12 protein-coding genes are annotated in these 16,298 nt (G+C 49.2%); 4 read left to right on the plus strand and 8 right to left on the minus strand.

The genetic code is table 11. From position 1 onward, the window contains the following. The first annotated feature begins 1,201 nt into the window (after positions 1 to 1,201). Positions 1,202 to 2,197 carry a GlxA family transcriptional regulator gene (locus tag GVJ32_RS16000; protein WP_159241084.1) on the plus strand — a complete coding sequence of 332 codons (996 nt, stop codon included), beginning with the start codon at positions 1,202 to 1,204 and terminating at the stop codon, positions 2,195 to 2,197. Between the two features lie 182 nt (positions 2,198 to 2,379). Here GVJ32_RS16000 and GVJ32_RS16005 read toward each other — a convergent pair whose 3' ends face one another. From GVJ32_RS16005 to GVJ32_RS16020, 4 genes are all read right to left on the minus strand, one after another. Continuing rightward, positions 2,380 to 2,853 carry a transposase gene (locus GVJ32_RS16005; RefSeq protein WP_159241085.1) on the minus strand — a complete coding sequence of 158 codons (474 nt, stop codon included), beginning with the start codon at positions 2,851 to 2,853 and terminating at the stop codon, positions 2,380 to 2,382. A 30-nt stretch (positions 2,854 to 2,883) separates the two neighbouring features. Next, positions 2,884 to 3,933, minus strand: coding sequence for a transposase (locus GVJ32_RS16010; protein ID WP_159241086.1), 1,050 nt, complete (start codon positions 3,931 to 3,933; stop codon positions 2,884 to 2,886). Between the two features lie 186 nt (positions 3,934 to 4,119). Continuing rightward, entirely contained in the window at positions 4,120 to 4,446 is a 327-nt protein-coding gene (locus GVJ32_RS16015) for a hypothetical protein (RefSeq protein ID WP_159241087.1), read from the minus strand. 375 nt (positions 4,447 to 4,821) lie between these two features. Beyond that, a complete protein-coding gene (locus tag GVJ32_RS16020; RefSeq protein ID WP_159241088.1) occupies positions 4,822 to 6,459 on the minus strand; it encodes a hypothetical protein in 1,638 nt (545 codons plus the stop codon). A gap of 207 nt (positions 6,460 to 6,666) precedes the next feature. Between GVJ32_RS16020 and argH the strand changes: the two genes are divergently transcribed. The 3 genes from argH to GVJ32_RS16035 all read left to right on the plus strand — a co-directional run bounded on the left by argH (position 6,667) and on the right by GVJ32_RS16035 (position 12,419). Further along, positions 6,667 to 8,067, plus strand: coding sequence for an argininosuccinate lyase (gene argH / locus GVJ32_RS16025; protein WP_159241089.1), 1,401 nt, complete (start codon positions 6,667 to 6,669; stop codon positions 8,065 to 8,067). A 200-nt stretch (positions 8,068 to 8,267) separates the two neighbouring features. Continuing rightward, positions 8,268 to 9,305 carry an efflux RND transporter periplasmic adaptor subunit gene (locus GVJ32_RS16030; RefSeq protein WP_159241090.1) on the plus strand — a complete coding sequence of 346 codons (1,038 nt, stop codon included), beginning with the start codon at positions 8,268 to 8,270 and terminating at the stop codon, positions 9,303 to 9,305. Positions 9,306 to 9,308: 3 nt separating this feature from the next. Next, on the plus strand, positions 9,309 to 12,419 hold the full coding sequence (locus GVJ32_RS16035) for an efflux RND transporter permease subunit (protein ID WP_159241091.1): 3,111 nt from the start codon (positions 9,309 to 9,311) through the stop codon (positions 12,417 to 12,419). A gap of 92 nt (positions 12,420 to 12,511) precedes the next feature. On the opposite strand, the gene GVJ32_RS16040 is transcribed toward GVJ32_RS16035, so the two are convergent. From GVJ32_RS16040 to GVJ32_RS16055, 4 genes are all read right to left on the minus strand, one after another. Continuing rightward, positions 12,512 to 12,877 (minus strand): hypothetical protein, encoded by a 366-nt coding sequence (locus tag GVJ32_RS16040; RefSeq protein WP_159241092.1) that lies wholly within the window; start codon positions 12,875 to 12,877, stop codon positions 12,512 to 12,514. 174 nt (positions 12,878 to 13,051) lie between these two features. Continuing rightward, positions 13,052 to 14,137, minus strand: a complete 1,086-nt coding sequence (locus GVJ32_RS16045) for a prenyltransferase (RefSeq protein WP_159241093.1) — start codon at positions 14,135 to 14,137, stop codon at positions 13,052 to 13,054. Further along, positions 14,134 to 14,850 (minus strand): class I SAM-dependent methyltransferase, encoded by a 717-nt coding sequence (locus GVJ32_RS16050; RefSeq protein ID WP_159241094.1) that lies wholly within the window; start codon positions 14,848 to 14,850, stop codon positions 14,134 to 14,136. The genes GVJ32_RS16045 and GVJ32_RS16050 overlap by 4 nt, the downstream gene beginning before the upstream one ends. After that, positions 14,837 to 16,159: a glycosyltransferase family 4 protein gene (locus GVJ32_RS16055; RefSeq protein WP_159241095.1), complete on the minus strand. Its 1,323-nt coding sequence runs from the start codon at positions 16,157 to 16,159 to the stop codon at positions 14,837 to 14,839. Before GVJ32_RS16055 ends, GVJ32_RS16050 begins: the two co-directional genes overlap by 14 nt. Between the last annotated feature and the right edge of the window lie 139 nt (positions 16,160 to 16,298).

Below are 16,298 nucleotides of genomic sequence, written 5' to 3' on the forward strand. Positions count from 1 at the left end.
TACCTTGCAAATGTTTCGTAAAGCATAGCAGGCTGGTGCCAGAGCGCATACGGCTAGTGCGAGCCATGTCGATTTACCCCCACAATGACCGTTTTAGGCTATATGGCATAGACCGAGCTTGGCGATCAATTTGTAAGCAGTTTTTCGAGCGCATAAGCGCAGGCAGGTATTAGCAATTAGCGTAGGGCCGAATATTCCAAACAAGATAGAGGTCTGTCGGTTTTCTTCAGTCTCAACGCCGTGTTAACTGGCCCAGCGTAGCTGGGTCCGGTTGAACACTTTGTTAGGCTAATTGTGAGCAAACAAGCTAGAAGACCAAAATTATTTGCCAGCTTCTGCAATAATCTCAAAATTATGAATGTTGTTTAGAACACCGTTATCCCAACCGCCAACGACAAGATCATCCGCTTGGGCTTTGAGGGCAGCAGCAACTTTCCCGGCAAAGTGAGCTTCTCTTCCACGCTCATCGGCAAAGGTATCAAAAATACCAAAAGTGTTGCTATCTAATTTAAGTGATGTCCATAACAACGTTTTTGGTTCAGTTTGGCCGACAACAGATGCGGCTCCGATTAATAGCTGCTGTAATTCTTGCTCTTTTCCTGGTTGGGCTTTTAACAATATATAAGTTGCGCTTGTTGCATTTTCTAAGTCTGTGCTAGGTTCTTTATAGGATAAAACGCTAAAGTTAGAAATATTAGCAACAACCCCCTTATCCCAACCATGCGCTACGAGCGTATCTGCATTGGTATTTAATGCGGCTGCTGCTTTCCCTGCAAAGTGCTCTGNCCGGCCCGCTTCATTTGGAAAAAAATCAAAAATTCCGAAACTGCCATCGTTTTTTTTAAGCGCATACCAATACAATGTATTGGGTTCAGTTTGCGCGACCAGTGTTGCGCCTTCCTTTAGAAAAGCAGTTAGCTCTTTGTCTTGTCCAGACTTGGCCTCAAATGGAATATAGCTTGCTTGTTTCATGATAGTCTCCTGTTTTGGTACATTCTGAGCGTAATATAGACACATTCATTCAAATGAATATAAATACAGTTAGATAAATATTTGCTTTACGCATAGGATTGAAAGTTTTCATAAATTCGCCTTATGTTGAAATCGAGGTGCCATTGTAGGGTTTGGCGCAGCTTGACCAGTAGTGGCAAAAAAGACAGCATGCATGCAATATCTGCCATTATTTGTTTGGAGTGTATGGATGACGACAATTGTGATTCTTTCAGTGAATAACGCCTTGCCATCAGGGCTAATGGGCATGGTTGATATCTTTGCATTAAGTGGTTTGCATTTTGTGCAGAAGTCTGGAGATGGAGCACTTTCGAAGGTGGAGTGGCACCCAAACGTGATTTTGGCGAATCATGATGGGCAGCCGATAACTGACGGGCATGGGCGTATTTTTGAGGTCGACTCTGATTTTGCTTCAATTAAGCATTGCGATGCAGTGTTGGTACCGGGGCTTATTCCAAATGGTCAAGGACACCCACCCAAAACCATTACAGATATGCTTACCTGCTCATGGTTGGCTACACAATATAAAAAAGGAGCGCTCATGTGTGGCTCTTGTAGCGGTGTATTTGCACTTGGAGAGGCGGGCTTACTTAATAACCGCAAATGCACTACCACGTGGTGGTTACATGATGAATTAAAGCAACGATTCCCAAAGGCGAATGCGGTATGGGCAAGTGAATTAATTGATGATAACGGTATCATCTCTGCTGGTGGCCCACTTTCCTGGGTCACCATTGCATTGCATATAGTGAAAAAGCTTGCTGGTATTGAAACGGCGAAGGTTGTGGCTGATTTTTCTGTCGTTGATGCGATACCAAAATCTCAAAACCTGTATGTGCCGGAGGGGTATCAGGCTTCAAACAATCCATTCCTAGCAAAAGCGGAATATACCATTCGTAAAGCACACTACCAAACCATGAGCGCTGGTGATTTGGCAAAAATAATGGCTGTTTCTGAACGTACGCTAAATCGTAAATTAAAAGAGTTAACCGGAGAAACCCCCAAAGCCTTTATTGACGGGGTTAGAATAAGCCATGCTTGCACATTGTTAGCAACCACCAATACGTCCGTAAAGGAAATCGCCCTTTCTCTGGGTTATACGGACGATAGCGTATTTCGTCGTCTCTTTAAGCAGAAAATAAAAATGACACCTTCCAACTATCAACAACAAAGACGCAATAATTAAAGTTAAGATTTTAGCCTAACCAAGCTGTAGAAAAATTAAACTTTTCACGTAAAAATTCCTCACCACCAAAAATAGGACTCTTCTGCATGGGAAAATATTAGCACCGCGCTTCTGACCTACAGAACCCTAATATATCACCCAAATGACGTCAGAATAGCCCTCGGCCACGTTACCAAGCCCATTCACCTCATTGCACTCTCAATATCACCGTAGCGCCATAGCTTTTCAATATTGTGGACAATACAGTGCATCATCCACTGACAGGTAACTTTGGCCTTTCCTCTTAAACTGAGTTTGTTGGTGCCTTTGTTACTGGTGATATTTCCAAACACGGGTTCTATTGTCCACATGCGCCGGGAATAATTTTTTCGGCCCTGTTCGCTATCAATTTTCCGTTTCATTAAATCCAGATAGCTCACGTTATCTTCGCCCTCAACCGCAAAAGATACTTGCCGACCGTGCTCTTTTAAGGGTCGCTTCATACAATCACTTTGCAACGGACAAGCACGGCAGTTTTTTAAGTAGGATTTAAAACGCATATAGCGCTTATTGTTAATTTCAAAGTGGTCGCCGTGGTACATCATTTCCTGCCCATTTGGGCAGATGCAGGCCTTGGCTTCTTTATTGACGATAAAATCAGAAGCGGGGAATTTCAACGTGCCCTTGCGTTGGTCTTTCCGTGTTTTCTAGCGATGCGCCTTATGCTTTGCAACGGTTTCAGAACCGGCAATTTTAGGGTCGCGTTGACGAAAGTGGGTATCAGGAACCACAGCATTAATCCCTTCGTCAAATAAGTACTTCATATTGTCTTCGCTGGAATAGCCCGTGTCTGCTGTCAGTAAGACATTGTCATTTAAGCAGTCGTCACCAAGACTTTCACGAATTCTTTCAATCATTGGCTTTAGTAATGATTGATCTTGGCCAACACCAAACGCTTCAGTAGCGACAACTATCTGGTGTAACTCGTCGGCGACTGTCTGGCAGTTATAGCCTTGTATAGTCCCTTTTGAGGTGGTCATTTTGGTGCTGTCATTATCTGTAATATTGCTCTGCACCTCTTTTTTTCGTTTGCCCACACCTTGCCGCTTGTCATTATTCTTAAGGAACTCATCAATTTTGGCGGCATTTTTTATCAGCGTATCGGCCGTTTTAAGTTCACGGCCTTTATCACCGGAATTTTTATCTGAATCATTCGAGAGGTGGCGCTCAATAATTTTTTGCGCTGAAGCTTTAAGCTTATCCGATTTCTTTTGCAGGTCTGTGTGGGTACCGCTCCATTCTTTAGAGGCGTCAGACGGTAGCTTGCAACCATCAATCGCAAAGTGTTCCTTACCCACAAGACCGCTCTTGCAACAGATCATAAGAACTTTATGAAAAACCGCTCTCATTTCATCTGTATAGCTACTGACAAAGTCCGCTATTGTAGTGAAGTGCGGAGTCTTTCCTGCTGCGAGCGCCATAAATTTTAAATCGGTTTTACAACAGCGCTCAATGGCACGACTGGAGGTTATACCTCGGTAATAAGCATAGAAAATAACACGTAATAAAATGGCTGGTGGATAGGCTTTGCGCCCCACATTTTTATTTTTGTAGCGCTTATGAAACGCGTCAAGGTCGAGGGTATGTGTCATCAACTGGTAAAGGCAAAACTCAAACGTATTGTCGCCAAGGACTTCCAAATAATTTATATCAAGAAAGACACTTTGATTGAGATTGTCATCAAGGTAATTGGCCATAAACGAACCGATATGCGGGTGAAGCGGTTATTTTACAACATGGACTCAGTGTTGGCGCGGGCTGGAGGTATTTTTCTACAGCCTGAACGCCGTGGTTTGGGGCAGCCGTAACAGAGCGAAGCGGCGTGTAGGCTGTCCCAGCCGCGCGCTTTTTGCGTGGCGAACAACACCACCTTGTTAGGTGTGTTACTTGGGCTGAATAAAATTACCATAACACTCTGTGCATACCCAATGATGGCCGCTTACATAACCCTGATTTTTGGTGGGGTCTTCGGACTCTGAGATTGACCACCAACAAATCTGACAATGCTCATGGTCATGGCCTTTTGGAACAATTTCGCCACCTTTAGGAATAACCTCGCCTGGTATGTATTTGCGCCAATGATTTTTTTGTTTAACTGCGTCAGATGCAGTGAATTTTTGCTTAATCCATGACTGCTCTCTACACCACGAAATTTCTTCTTGAATGTCTTCAAGCTTCCATTCATCTCCATGTATCAAAACCGTTTCCATATACACCTAACAGTTTTATTATGAAGACTGGGGCCTTATATCACTTTGGCTCCCTATCTCCAGAATTGGATTTGGATTGGCGTCAGAAACCCCATTTGTATCAAGGGTTGATAGAATGTTGTGAAATTGGTCACTGATGTTAGCAAGACTCGTTCCCTCTATCACTTGTGAATTCCCTTTCTCTTGATCATATACCTGCCTTATTAAAAATCAAACAGTTAGCGCCACGCATACCGTGATAGGGAGCCCGTGGCTCCTGAAAAAAGTAAATCCGTGATTATTCGACAGTGATTCAGCCAGCTAAGATGTTTGCGGGCGGCCTGAGATGAGAAGCAGCTTGCGGGCAAATCTACACCCGCAAGTTGATATTAAACATTATTTTACGGGGAAGTCAGTCCAGCCGTCGGTCCAACTGGCGGAGACGCCAGGACGCATAGCGCCGCGATAATTCGCCGCCTCATCCCAGAACTCGCCCTGCGGCACGGCAACGGCATTATCTTTTGCTGGCGATGACGCCGCCACCCGAAAATCTGGCTGGCTCTCGCTTTGCGTCACTTTTAAGAATTGCGGGTTCACGCCTAGGCTGGCGAAGCGTGAAATATAGCTCGCCTCATCAAAGCCGCCATCGTCATCCTGGTCGGCAAGCTCCGAGGCAAAGAAGCGATTACCGTCAGCACCAATATTGGCGATCATCAACCCGCCAAAACTCAGCTTGCCTTCGTCAATACGCGCGACAGTTTCCCTGTCTTTAATGTCAATTGATTCACCAGAAAACCCAGCAATGACTACATTATTAAAATGACCGCCGGTGCCACGGCGCAATGTCATGGCGCGCTGATATTTTTCTAAGCTATTCATACTTAACAAGGTGACGTTATAGAGCGTTGGCTCAGAGACCGGCTCTACTTGATACGCGCCTTCGCGGTTATCCGCCTCAAAGGCATTATCTCCAATGCCAGCGTATTGCTGGATTTGCAAAAACTGCACGCGCCCCGTCCACCCCATATCCCAATCCAGCGAATCGTCCGCCGCGCCGGTAATTAAGATATGGCGCAGATCCACATTGCCGCCGAAAATTTCGATGCCATCATCTAAGGCGCGATGCACCTGCACATTGCGAACAATGGTTTTGCTGCCACAGCCGCCCAAGGTTAATCCGTTAAGCTCGTTATTGGCGTAAACCTCAAATCCGGCAAACTCGATGCGGACATACTCCAGCACCCCGCAATTATCCCGTGGGTCGGCGCCACCAAACATGCCCCGCGTATCGCCCGCATCTAATCCTTCTATCTGCGCATCGGCGGTATTTACCGGCGCATTCCCCAGCAATACCACTCCGCCCCAGTCGCCGGCTTGACGTTTGCCTGCCGACACAGAGCTGGTAAACACGATGGGTGCCTGCGCGGTGCCCCGCGCCATAATGCTGGCATCACGGGTGACTAATAATGCACTGCCCGAGCGCCCCTGCACTGTGGTGCCCGCTTCAATCACCAATCGCGCACCCGCTTCTACATACACAATACCGTCTAGCACCCAGACTTTATCGTTGGTCCACAGCTGCTCCCCGCGCAGCGAGCCACTCACCAATTGAGTGCCGCTCATGGCTCTGCTGATGTCTTTGCTAAATATCGCCACGCCAATGACGCCTAGCAATATGAGCACAGCAATCGCCAAAACCACATTGCGCATTGAGCGCTGAAGCGGCTTTTCTGAAGTGGATTTATAGCCGACAGTTTCTGCAATATCGGGATTAATCACCGCTGGACGGTCATGACGGCCGTGGGTTAAAGCACCACCGGTATTGATACCCAATAGACCTATGCCCAACTGGCGAATATCGGGATTAGTGCTCACCGCAGCCTGTTCAATCAGCTCCTTGCGATAGGCGGGATCATTTAACAAGGTATTAAAATGAACGTAGCGCACGCCCTTGTCGCCCTGTTTGTCGTAGATTTTTTTAAGCTGCCAAAGCATCTCGACTAGCTTCGCGCGTGGTGAGGTGACGTCGCTCATTCGGCTTCCTCGGAATCACTGGGGCATTTTTAGGAACAGCAGTATGGCCATGAAATATGACAGTGGTATTACCCGCAACACGCACACCGAAGCGGGAATACGGCGGGGACGCCAAGGCCGCTAAAACTGCTATAATGGCGCCCTTTTCGGCGGTGGGTCGCAAACACATCCACGCTAGGCCAATTAGCAATACGGGAACACAGCGAAATGAGTGATAAAGAACCGAGCATCAAACCCTGGGGCGGCCGCTTCAGCGAACCCACCGATCAGTTTGTAGAGCGCTTTACCGCCTCGGTCAGCTTTGATCAGCGCCTTTATCACCACGACATTAATGGCTCATTAGCCCACGCTGCCATGCTAGAAAAAGTCGGTGTATTAACCGCTGCAGAGCTAGCTGATATTCAGCGCGGCCTTGAAGAAATTCGCGCAGAAATCCTCGCCGGCACTTTTGAATGGTCAGTCAGCCTTGAAGACGTGCATATGAATATTGAAGCGCGTCTAACCGACAAGATTGGCATTACCGGCAAAAAACTCCACACCGGTCGCTCGCGCAATGACCAAGTCGCCACTGACATTCGCCTGTACGTGCGCGACGAATTAGCGCTTATTTGTAAAGAATTGAGCCGCTTGCAGCTTGGACTTATCAGTCTAGCCAAGCGCGAAGCCAAGACCATCATGCCCGGCTTCACCCATTTGCAAACCGCGCAGCCAGTCACCTTTGGGCATCACATGCTGGCGTGGAATGAAATGCTGGAGCGCGACTTCAGCCGCTTTCAAGACTGCGGCACTCGCCTAAACCAATGCCCGCTAGGCGCCGCTGCATTAGCTGGCACCACCTACCCTATTGACCGCCATTACAGCGCAGAGCTTTTGGGCTTTGACCGCCCAACTGAAAACTCTTTAGATTCAGTAAGTGATCGTGATTTCGCCATTGAATTTGCGGCAGCGGCTAGCCTGTTAATGACTCACTTGTCGCGCTTTAGCGAAGAGTTAGTGTTATGGACATCTGCACAATTTAAATTTATCGAACTACCCGACCGTTTCTGCACCGGCTCATCCATCATGCCGCAAAAGAAAAACCCCGATGTACCAGAATTAGTTCGCGGCAAAGTTGGTCGCGTTAACGGCCATCTTGTTAGCTTACTCACGCTGATGAAGTCTCAGCCGCTGGCGTACAACAAAGATAACCAAGAAGACAAAGAACCGATATTCGATATTATCGACACCGTGAAAGACTGCTTAAAAGCCTACGCCGACATGGTACCGGCCATTACGGTGAATGACGCCATAACCCGTGAAGCCGCTATGCGTGGTTTCTCTACCGCGACCGACTTAGCGGACTATCTGGTACGTAAAGGCCTGCCTTTCCGCGACGCTCATGAAGTGGTCGGCAAGTCAGTTGCCTACGGTCTTGCTGAAAACAAAGACTTGTCTGAAATGACACTGGAAGAACTGCGCACATTTAGCAGCGACATTGAAGCGGACGTCTTCGATGTACTCACGCTAGAAGGTTCAGTAAATGCCCGCGACCACATTGGTGGCACCGCCCCCAAACAAGTTCTTGCCGCCGCAGAGCGAGCAGAAAATCGCCTGAACAAACGCAGCTAAATTTCCTGTTACACGATGGCGAATTACACTGATTCGCCGCCACACCACCAAGGCTTAAAGCCTTGGTGGTTTGTAAACTCCAACACTGTTTACAATTAAAATCGTAAAAAGATGATTAATCTCTGATCAGCCGTTACATTAGCCTGCGTATATAACTATTTTCAGCTAGCACCTCTATAGGTGTAAAACGGAGTGCCGTCTTGATAAGCGCAAAATATAAACTGCTACTCTGCAGCGGTATTGTTACCGCACTTGCAGCCTGCAGCCCCGCCGACAATGCCACCGTCGCCGCCCGCCCGCCCACCGCCGTAAAAGTTAGCCCATTAAAATCCGAGCTTGTACAAAACCGCGTGCAGGCCTTGGGCACCTTGCTGGCCAAGGAATCCATTAATATCACTAGCAACGTCACCGAAAAAATTACTGCGCTACATTTCGACGACGGCGACAAAGTAAAAGCGGAACAATTGCTCATCACTCTGCAACAAGATGAAGAAGCGGCTCAACTTAGTTCTGCCCGCGCCGACCTTGCGGAACAAGAACGCGAGCTAGCAAGACTTAAGGGCTTGATCGCAAAACAATCTGCGGCGCAAACCGAATACGATCAACGCCAAACCGCCAAGCTCCGCGCCGAAAGTAAAATTGCAGAAATACAAGCGCTATTGGCCGAGCGCAATATCCGCGCCCCCTTCAGCGGCGTCATGGGGCTGCGTCAGCTCAGCCCCGGCGCGCTTGTTAGCCCTGGCACCAGCATTAGTACTTTGGATGACATCAGCGTTATGCGCTTAGACTTCCAACTGCCCAGCCTTGGCATTGGCGCCATTGCCACCGGCCAATCCGTTGTTGCCCGCAGCGAAGCCTTGGGGGAAGATTTCGACGCCACTATTTCTGCCATCGCCACCCGCATCAACCCTGTTGATCGCAGCATTACCGCCAGAGCCCTGATTGATAATCCAGAGGGCAAATTAAAGCCCGGCATGTTAATGCTAGTGACGCTGATTACCGATGAGCACGAGGCGGTAATGATTCCCGAATCGGCCCTGCAAAGTATTCAGCTGCGCCATTATGTGTGGATTATGAGCGGCGAAAAATTAGCGGAGCGCCGCGAAGTGAAGTTAGGTATTCGCAAACCCGGCTTTGTTGAGATTCGCAGCGGTGCCAAGGCCGGCGAGCAACTTATTTATGAAGGCTTTAGCGCATTGCAAGATGGTGCCCCCGTTGCACCGCAGGGGAGCGATTAAGTTATGCTGCTTTCTGATACGGCGATAAAGCGGCCAGTCTTTGCGACAGTTATAAGCTTACTCCTCGTTGCCTTTGGTCTACTCGCCTTTGAGCGCCTACCGCTGCGCGAATACCCCGACATCGACCCGCCTATCGTTTCCATTCGAACGGTATACGTTGGCGCATCTGCCGAGGTCGTTGAATCCCGCGTCACCCAAATTATTGAAGACCGCATCGCCGGTATTGAGGGCATCAAAACTATAGATTCAAGTAGCCGTGACGGCTTCTCCTCTATCAATATCGAATTCAAATTGTCGCGAGATATTGATGCCGCCGCCAATGACGTGCGTGACAGAGTATCTGGCGCACTGGCCGACCTACCCGAAGAAGCTGACCCGCCAGAGGTGCAAAAGACCGACGCCGACGAACAGGTGATCATGTGGCTCAACTTAACCTCTGAAAACAGCAGCATATTGGCGCTTGCTGACTACGCCCAACGTTATATTGTTGATCGCTTTGCCGTTATCGACGGCGTCGCGCGGGTACGAATTAGCGGCGGGCCAGAATACGCCATGCGTATTTGGCTAAACCGCGAGTCACTGGCGGCCCGCCAACTCACCGTGGGCGATATTGAAAATGCCCTGCGCCGCGAAAACGTCGAGCTGCCCGCCGGCACATTAAAATCGCTGGACCGCGACTTTGTCGTCAAAATTAATCGCCACTATCTCAGCCCCACCGACTTTGAAGGCTTGGTGGTAAAACGCGATGAACAGGGCTACCTAACCAGACTAAGCGATGTTGCAAGAGTTGAATTAGGCGCAGCGGAATATCGCCAGTCGTTTCAAGGCAACGGCGTTCCCATGGTCGGTATCGGCATCGTAAAACAAAGCGTGTCCAATACCCTTGCGGTGGCGGAGGCAGTTCACGCCGAGGCTGAAAAGGTACGTAAATCATTACCCGATGGCATCCAACTTCACTCCAGCTTTGACAGCTCAGTATTTATCGACCGCGCCATATCCGAGGTGTACAGCACGCTCTTTATTGCCGCTGGGTTGGTGGTGCTGGTTATATTTTTATTCTTAGGCGACTTCCGTGCCATGCTGGTTCCCGCCATTACCGTGCCGGTATCGCTCATCGCCACCTTCACCGTACTTTACGCGCTTGGTTACACGGTCAATCTACTCACACTGCTCGCCCTCGTTCTCGCCATTGGGCTCGTGGTAGACGACAGTATTGTGGTATTAGAAAACGTTCACCGCCGTTTATTGAGTGGCGAACCGCCACTCGTGGCCGCCTATCGCGGCAGCCGCCAAGTCGGCTTTGCCGTCATCGCAACGACGGCGGTCTTGGTTGCTGTGTTTATACCCATTAGCTTTTTAGATGGCGATGTTGGCCGCCTATTCGGTGAGTTTGCCGTTGCAATGGCGGTGGCGGTAATGTTCTCTAGCATTGTCGCTCTCACCCTGTCGCCGGTTATATGTTCAAAGGTACTTAACCGCGACGCCATGCACGGCGGTCTCGCCAACTTTGTGGAAGGCCTGCTCCACCGCATGGAAACCCGCTACGGCAAATTGCTGGCCGGCAGCATGAAGCACCCAATCATCGCCGCTCTTGCGCTTGCGTTAACTATCGGTTCATGCGTATTTTTCTTACAAAAAGTGCCCGCTGAATTTGCCCCAAAAGAAGATCGGGGCGTGGTATTCATGATTATTCGCGGCCCCGAAGGCGCCTCTTATAATTACGTCACCCGCCAGCTCGCTGAAATAGAAAAACGGCTGATGCCAATGGTAGACGCCGGCATTATCCACCGCCTTTTGCTGCGCGCCCCAGGCGGCCGCGGCGGCGCTGATGTCTACAATGAAGCTGTGGGTATATTAGTTCTAAAGCCTTGGGGTGAACGCCAGCCAGTCGCAGGGGTCGTCGGCGAAATACGGCAGCGTTTAGCTGGCTTCACCGGCCTAAGTGTTTTTCCTATTACTCCGCAATCGCTGGGCGGTGGTTTCACCAAACCACTGGAGTTTGTACTTGGCGGCAGTAATTATGAAGAACTTGCCCAATGGTCTGAGCAGCTGATTAAAGAAGCCAAAACCAACCCAGGCTTATTAGGCATCGACAGCGACTTTCGCCAAACCAAGCCCCAACTTGCTGTGACTATTAATCGCGACCGTGCTGCCACCCTCGGGGTGGACGCCAGTGAAATTAACCGCAGCCTAGAAACACTGTTAGGCTCGCGACGGGTCACTACATTTATGATGGCTGGCGAAGAGTATGACGTTATCGTAGAGGGCGAACCCGACTCCCAACACAGCCCCGAAGATCTGAGCAATATATACGTGCGCTCAGCCACCACGGGGAATCTTATCCCCCTTGGAAACCTCGTTAGCTTGCAAGAGCGCGGCGATGCCGCGGTGCTCAACCGCTACAATCGTGTGCGCGCCATTACCATAGACGCCAACCTCGCCAATGGTTATTCATTAGGTGAAGCTCTTGCCTATATGGAGAATATCGCGACAGAGATGTTTCCTAACGCAACCATAGACTTCAAGGGCGAGTCGCTGGATTACCGCGAGGCAGGCTACTCGGTGTATTTCACTTTCGCACTAGCGCTACTGGTGGTTTACCTTGTGCTTGCCGCGCAATTTGAAAGCTTTATTCACCCCTTTATCATTTTACTTAGCGTTCCCTTGGCCATTTCCGGTGCACTAATTGGTCTTTACCTCGCTGGACAAAGCCTGAATATTTACAGTCAAATTGCGCTGATTATGCTGGTGGGGCTTGCCGCCAAAAATGGCATTTTACTGGTGGAGTTTGCCAACCAACTGCGCGATCAAGGCTTAGCGTTCGAGGAGGCCATTTTACAGTCGGCTCGCCAACGCCTGCGCCCCATTGCCATGACGGCCATCACCACCATCATGGGCGCTGTGCCGCTGCTGCTATCATCAGGCCCAGGCAGCGAGTCGCGCTATGTTATCGGGATTGTTGTTGTATTTGGTGTTAGCTCGGCAACAATACTGACGCTGTTTGTTATACCTATGGCCTATCGTCTGCTAGCCAAAGGTAGCAAATCCCCGCACACAGTATCTCGGCAATTAGAGGCTCAACTGGCGCTGCATGAGGACAAAGAGCAAAACTAGAGGGGAATGACAATACAGTGGATATAAATGGCGGCAAACTATTCAACTCATTCGATAGTTTTGCCGCTAGTGTTGATTAGCTAAAACGAGTCTTATAAAGGCACGACAACAAATGGAATTGGCAGCGCTCCGCCTAAGGACGGCGTTAATATTGTGCCCCCACCAAGAAGAAAATCTGGCAAGCCCGCAGGGTCACTACTAAGCACACCAAGAATAGGAACAACTTCCATCACCAAGGGCAAGCCGGTACCTGTGCCAATATTAATCAGCGTTTCTGGGTTACCCAATAAAGAGGTGCCTAGGGACGTTATCGATGCCAGCTGATCCCCCCCTGGTAAACCGCCGCCTAATATGTCACCCAAAACGGGGATGCCAGCGAGGCCTGGAACTTGGGCATGCGACACAGCAGAGAAACAAAGCAGTGCGCCAGCGAAAATACCGAGCGTTTTTATTTTCATAAATTCATCCTCATCAATCAAAGTCCGCCTTTAGCAGCAGCGGAAACTATCATTATGTGAAACAACTATAGAGTAATTTCAAAGGATGACAATAAAACAATCGGCATTAGGTATCCGTGATCTAATGCTCACCAAATAAAATAAAAACCAAACCTAAAACTCACTTTTCTAAAACTACCAAGACCGCATACGACCTGCTGCTGGTGCAATTTCGGCCCCATTCAGATCAAGAACACATACGTCTTTAAACAAACGGTGCGCAGCGGTGTGTTCAGTCAAGGCATCTGCGGCCAGTAAGATAGCCGCCGCAGTCCACGTTGGGCGCTCGTCTGGCCAGAGCACGTCGTCTACAAATTGGTAGCCAGTCCAATATTCACCGCTGGCTTCTCGCCACTGGTGCAACCAGCTATAAACCATCACCGCGCGGGCATGATCGCCCGCCGCCAGTAATGCCATCGTTAACTCGCAGGACTCCGCCACCGTCACCCACGGCTGGTCAGACACACAGCGACAACCCAAGCCCTGTTCAACAAAATCATCCCAGCGCTTTTGCAAGTGCGCGCTCGCTTTTGCCGTAGGAACCACACCCGTTAATACGGGATAAAACCAGTCCATAGAATAGCGGGATTTGCTTTCCCAGGTACGATCAAAACGCTCAGGCTTATTACGTAAGGCCTCACCCAATGCGGTACGGGCGTCCCGCCAATCAACGCGTGGATCGCCGAGCACAACGGAAATATTTACCGCACACTCAAGGCTTTTATAAATTGATGAGCAACCCGTAATCAAGGCATCCGTCATCGGCTGCCCCTGTGCATTCACTGCCCAGTTTATGTCGCCGTGGCGAGACTGCTGCGCCAACACAAAACTGATTGCACGCCGAACGCAGGACCACATCTCTTGCAGGAAGACTTTGTTCTGGGTAATTAAGTAGTGATGCCAAACACCCGTCGCAATGTAAGCAACGAAATTAGTTTCACGACGTTCTCGGTTGTCCACTTCACCGGCTCGATACGCTGCCCACCAACTTCCATCTTCGAGCTGGGCGTTTTTAAGCCAGCGGTAGGCATTTTCTGCCGCGCGGTATTCGCCGCCAATACTCAAGCCCATTGCCGATTCAACATGATCCCAAGGGTCGCAGTGACCGCCGTCAAACCAAGGAATACTGCCATCAGCCTGCTGGGCCCGTAATAAAAACTCCACTGTCGGCCGAAAAAACTCTTGCGGAAATAGGCCCTTACTTAAAAATAGCCCGCTCATGCCGCCTCCGCCTTTTCAAAATACATAACAACAGACTTACCCAGCACCGGATTTAGACCTGCTTCTAAGGTTCTGGTAAACAGTGGCTTATCCATCAAATCCCATACTAAAAAGCGGTGGTACTGCTTAATTATGGGATTAGAGTCCTGATTTTTCCAAAACGCGCATTTCAACCACCAATAGGGAGAATGCAAGGCATGTGCCCAGTGACGCCGATAAAAGCGGAAGCCCAAGCCCTGAATTTGTTTCCGTAATTCGCTGGCTTTAAATATACGCAGATGCCCACCCTCGACCTTGTGATAAGCCTCACTTAAGGCCCAGCATATTTTTTCTGGCCATGCTCTAGGTACACTGGCGCAGAATAAGCCGCCAGGTTTTAACACCCGCTCTATTTCTTTTAATACCGCATGGTAGTCAGGGATATGCTCTAAGACTTCTGAACAGATGATTTTGTCGAAGGTATTGTCTGCAAAGGGCAGCTGCATGGCGTCGCCATTGGCAAGGCCAAAAGCTTTATCGTCGTGCGTATCAACACAAAAATCAGCGAATCGACTTTGCGCGGTTTGCAAATCACGCAAACACAGATCAACACCAATCGCCGTTACATCTGCCTCAACATAGGCAGAAATCACATGGCGACCTTCACCGCAGCCTAAATCTAGAATTTTATCGCCAGCATTCAGTTGGAAATGACGAAAATCAACTGTTTTCACGTTGTATCACCTGCCAGTAGTAATTCGTCATTTGTTGCGCTGCGCGTGTCCAACAGAACAATTCTTCAATACGTTTGCGCCCCGCCGTCGCCAGTTCATCACGCCATGCGGGTGATGCCAACAAGGTTTCTAACACCTCTGCAATGGCCTGACTATTACGAACCGGCACTTGAATCGCCGCGTCACCAACCACTTCCGGCAAGGCGCCACCGTCGGTGGAAATTAATGCGGTGCCGCAGGCCATAGCCTCACCCGCAGGCAAACCAAAACCTTCGTAAATAGAAGGCACCACCACCACCGAGGCTTCGTTGTAGTACTTCACCAAGTCTTCTGTACTGATGCCACTAACGGCGCGGATATGTTTGCTAAGACCTAGGTCGCGAATTAGCTGCCCACTTTCGCCATCTTCTTTGGGCGTACCGACAAGTAATAATTCAAGGTCTGGATAATTAGGCACCACTGCTGCCACAGCTTCTAATAAATAACGCATACCTTTCAGTGGCTGATCCGACGACACGGTAGCCATAATACGGTTTGGATTTTTTACGACATTGTCCAAAGGCTTAAATTCTTCGGTGTCGATACCGCAATGCACCAAGCTAATACCCGCTGGCTGAATATCAAACGCAGCGGCGATATCCATTCTGGATCGCTCAGACACTGTCACCACATGATGCAGCTCACGGGCAACCTTGCGCTGCATGATTAAAAAACTGTGCCAGCGACGAATAAATAGTCGTTCAGTCCAGCTTTTAGCCGCATTCAAGGCAATGCTCAAATCACTAGTTATCGGGTGATGAATAGTTGTGACCAGTGGAAAGCCCTGCTTTTGCAGCTTGAGCATGCCGTAACTCAGGCATTGATTGTCGTGGATAATATCGTAATGACGGCCGTTCTTTTTCAGGTATTTGAGCACTCGCCGCCCAAAACAATAGGGCTCAGAAAATGCCCCAGTTAATTTACCTGTCCACTCATAAATGTTGGTTAGGGAAGTAAGATGATGCGGGCGAATCGAACTTAAGCCCGTCTCAAATAAATTCATCCCCGGCATTTTGATCAAGTTAACCCGCGAATCAAGGTGCGGATAGGGCTGCCCTGAAATCACATCTACTTGATGACCGGCCTCTACCAAGGCCTTGCTTAAATACTTGAGGTAAATTCCCTGACCGCCGCCATAGGGCGCACTACGGTAACCTAATAAACACACTTTTAGTGCACGCCTAGGTTCTGCGTTACGCAATGGAGTAACACTAGCCTTAATTGGCTGAAGGGGGGACGGGCTCGCAATAGCTGCTGGATCTGAGGACATAAAACGGAGTCACTATTATTCGGATTACTGTTATTCGGATAACTATTATTTAAATATAGCACCGAGGGATTCTCCTCTGCTTGGAAACCCGCTGAGGTTACCAAGGTCATACCACACGCACTTTTTACAGCCGCGAAGC

The sequence above is a fragment of the Zhongshania aliphaticivorans genome (genome assembly GCF_902705855.1).
Classification (GTDB): Bacteria; Pseudomonadota; Gammaproteobacteria; order Pseudomonadales; family Spongiibacteraceae; genus Spongiibacter; species Spongiibacter aliphaticivorans_B.

Excerpts from the sequence above, each read along its gene's own strand:
- GVJ32_RS16040 (WP_159241092.1), bottom strand. The coding sequence starts at position 12,877 with ATGAAAATAAAAACGCTCGGTATTTTCGCTGGCGCACTGCTTTGTTTC.
- GVJ32_RS16015 (WP_159241087.1), bottom strand. The coding sequence starts at position 4,446 with ATGGAAACGGTTTTGATACATGGAGATGAATGGAAGCTTGAAGACATT.
- GVJ32_RS16010 (WP_159241086.1), bottom strand. The coding sequence starts at position 3,933 with ATGGCCAATTACCTTGATGACAATCTCAATCAAAGTGTCTTTCTTGAT.
- GVJ32_RS16055 (WP_159241095.1), bottom strand. The coding sequence starts at position 16,159 with ATGTCCTCAGATCCAGCAGCTATTGCGAGCCCGTCCCCCCTTCAGCCA.
- GVJ32_RS16000 (WP_159241084.1), top strand. The coding sequence starts at position 1,202 with ATGACGACAATTGTGATTCTTTCAGTGAATAACGCCTTGCCATCAGGG.
- GVJ32_RS16020 (WP_159241088.1), bottom strand. The coding sequence starts at position 6,459 with ATGAGCGACGTCACCTCACCACGCGCGAAGCTAGTCGAGATGCTTTGG.
- GVJ32_RS16045 (WP_159241093.1), bottom strand. The coding sequence starts at position 14,137 with ATGAGCGGGCTATTTTTAAGTAAGGGCCTATTTCCGCAAGAGTTTTTT.
- argH (WP_159241089.1), top strand. The coding sequence starts at position 6,667 with ATGAGTGATAAAGAACCGAGCATCAAACCCTGGGGCGGCCGCTTCAGC.
- GVJ32_RS16035 (WP_159241091.1), top strand. The coding sequence starts at position 9,309 with ATGCTGCTTTCTGATACGGCGATAAAGCGGCCAGTCTTTGCGACAGTT.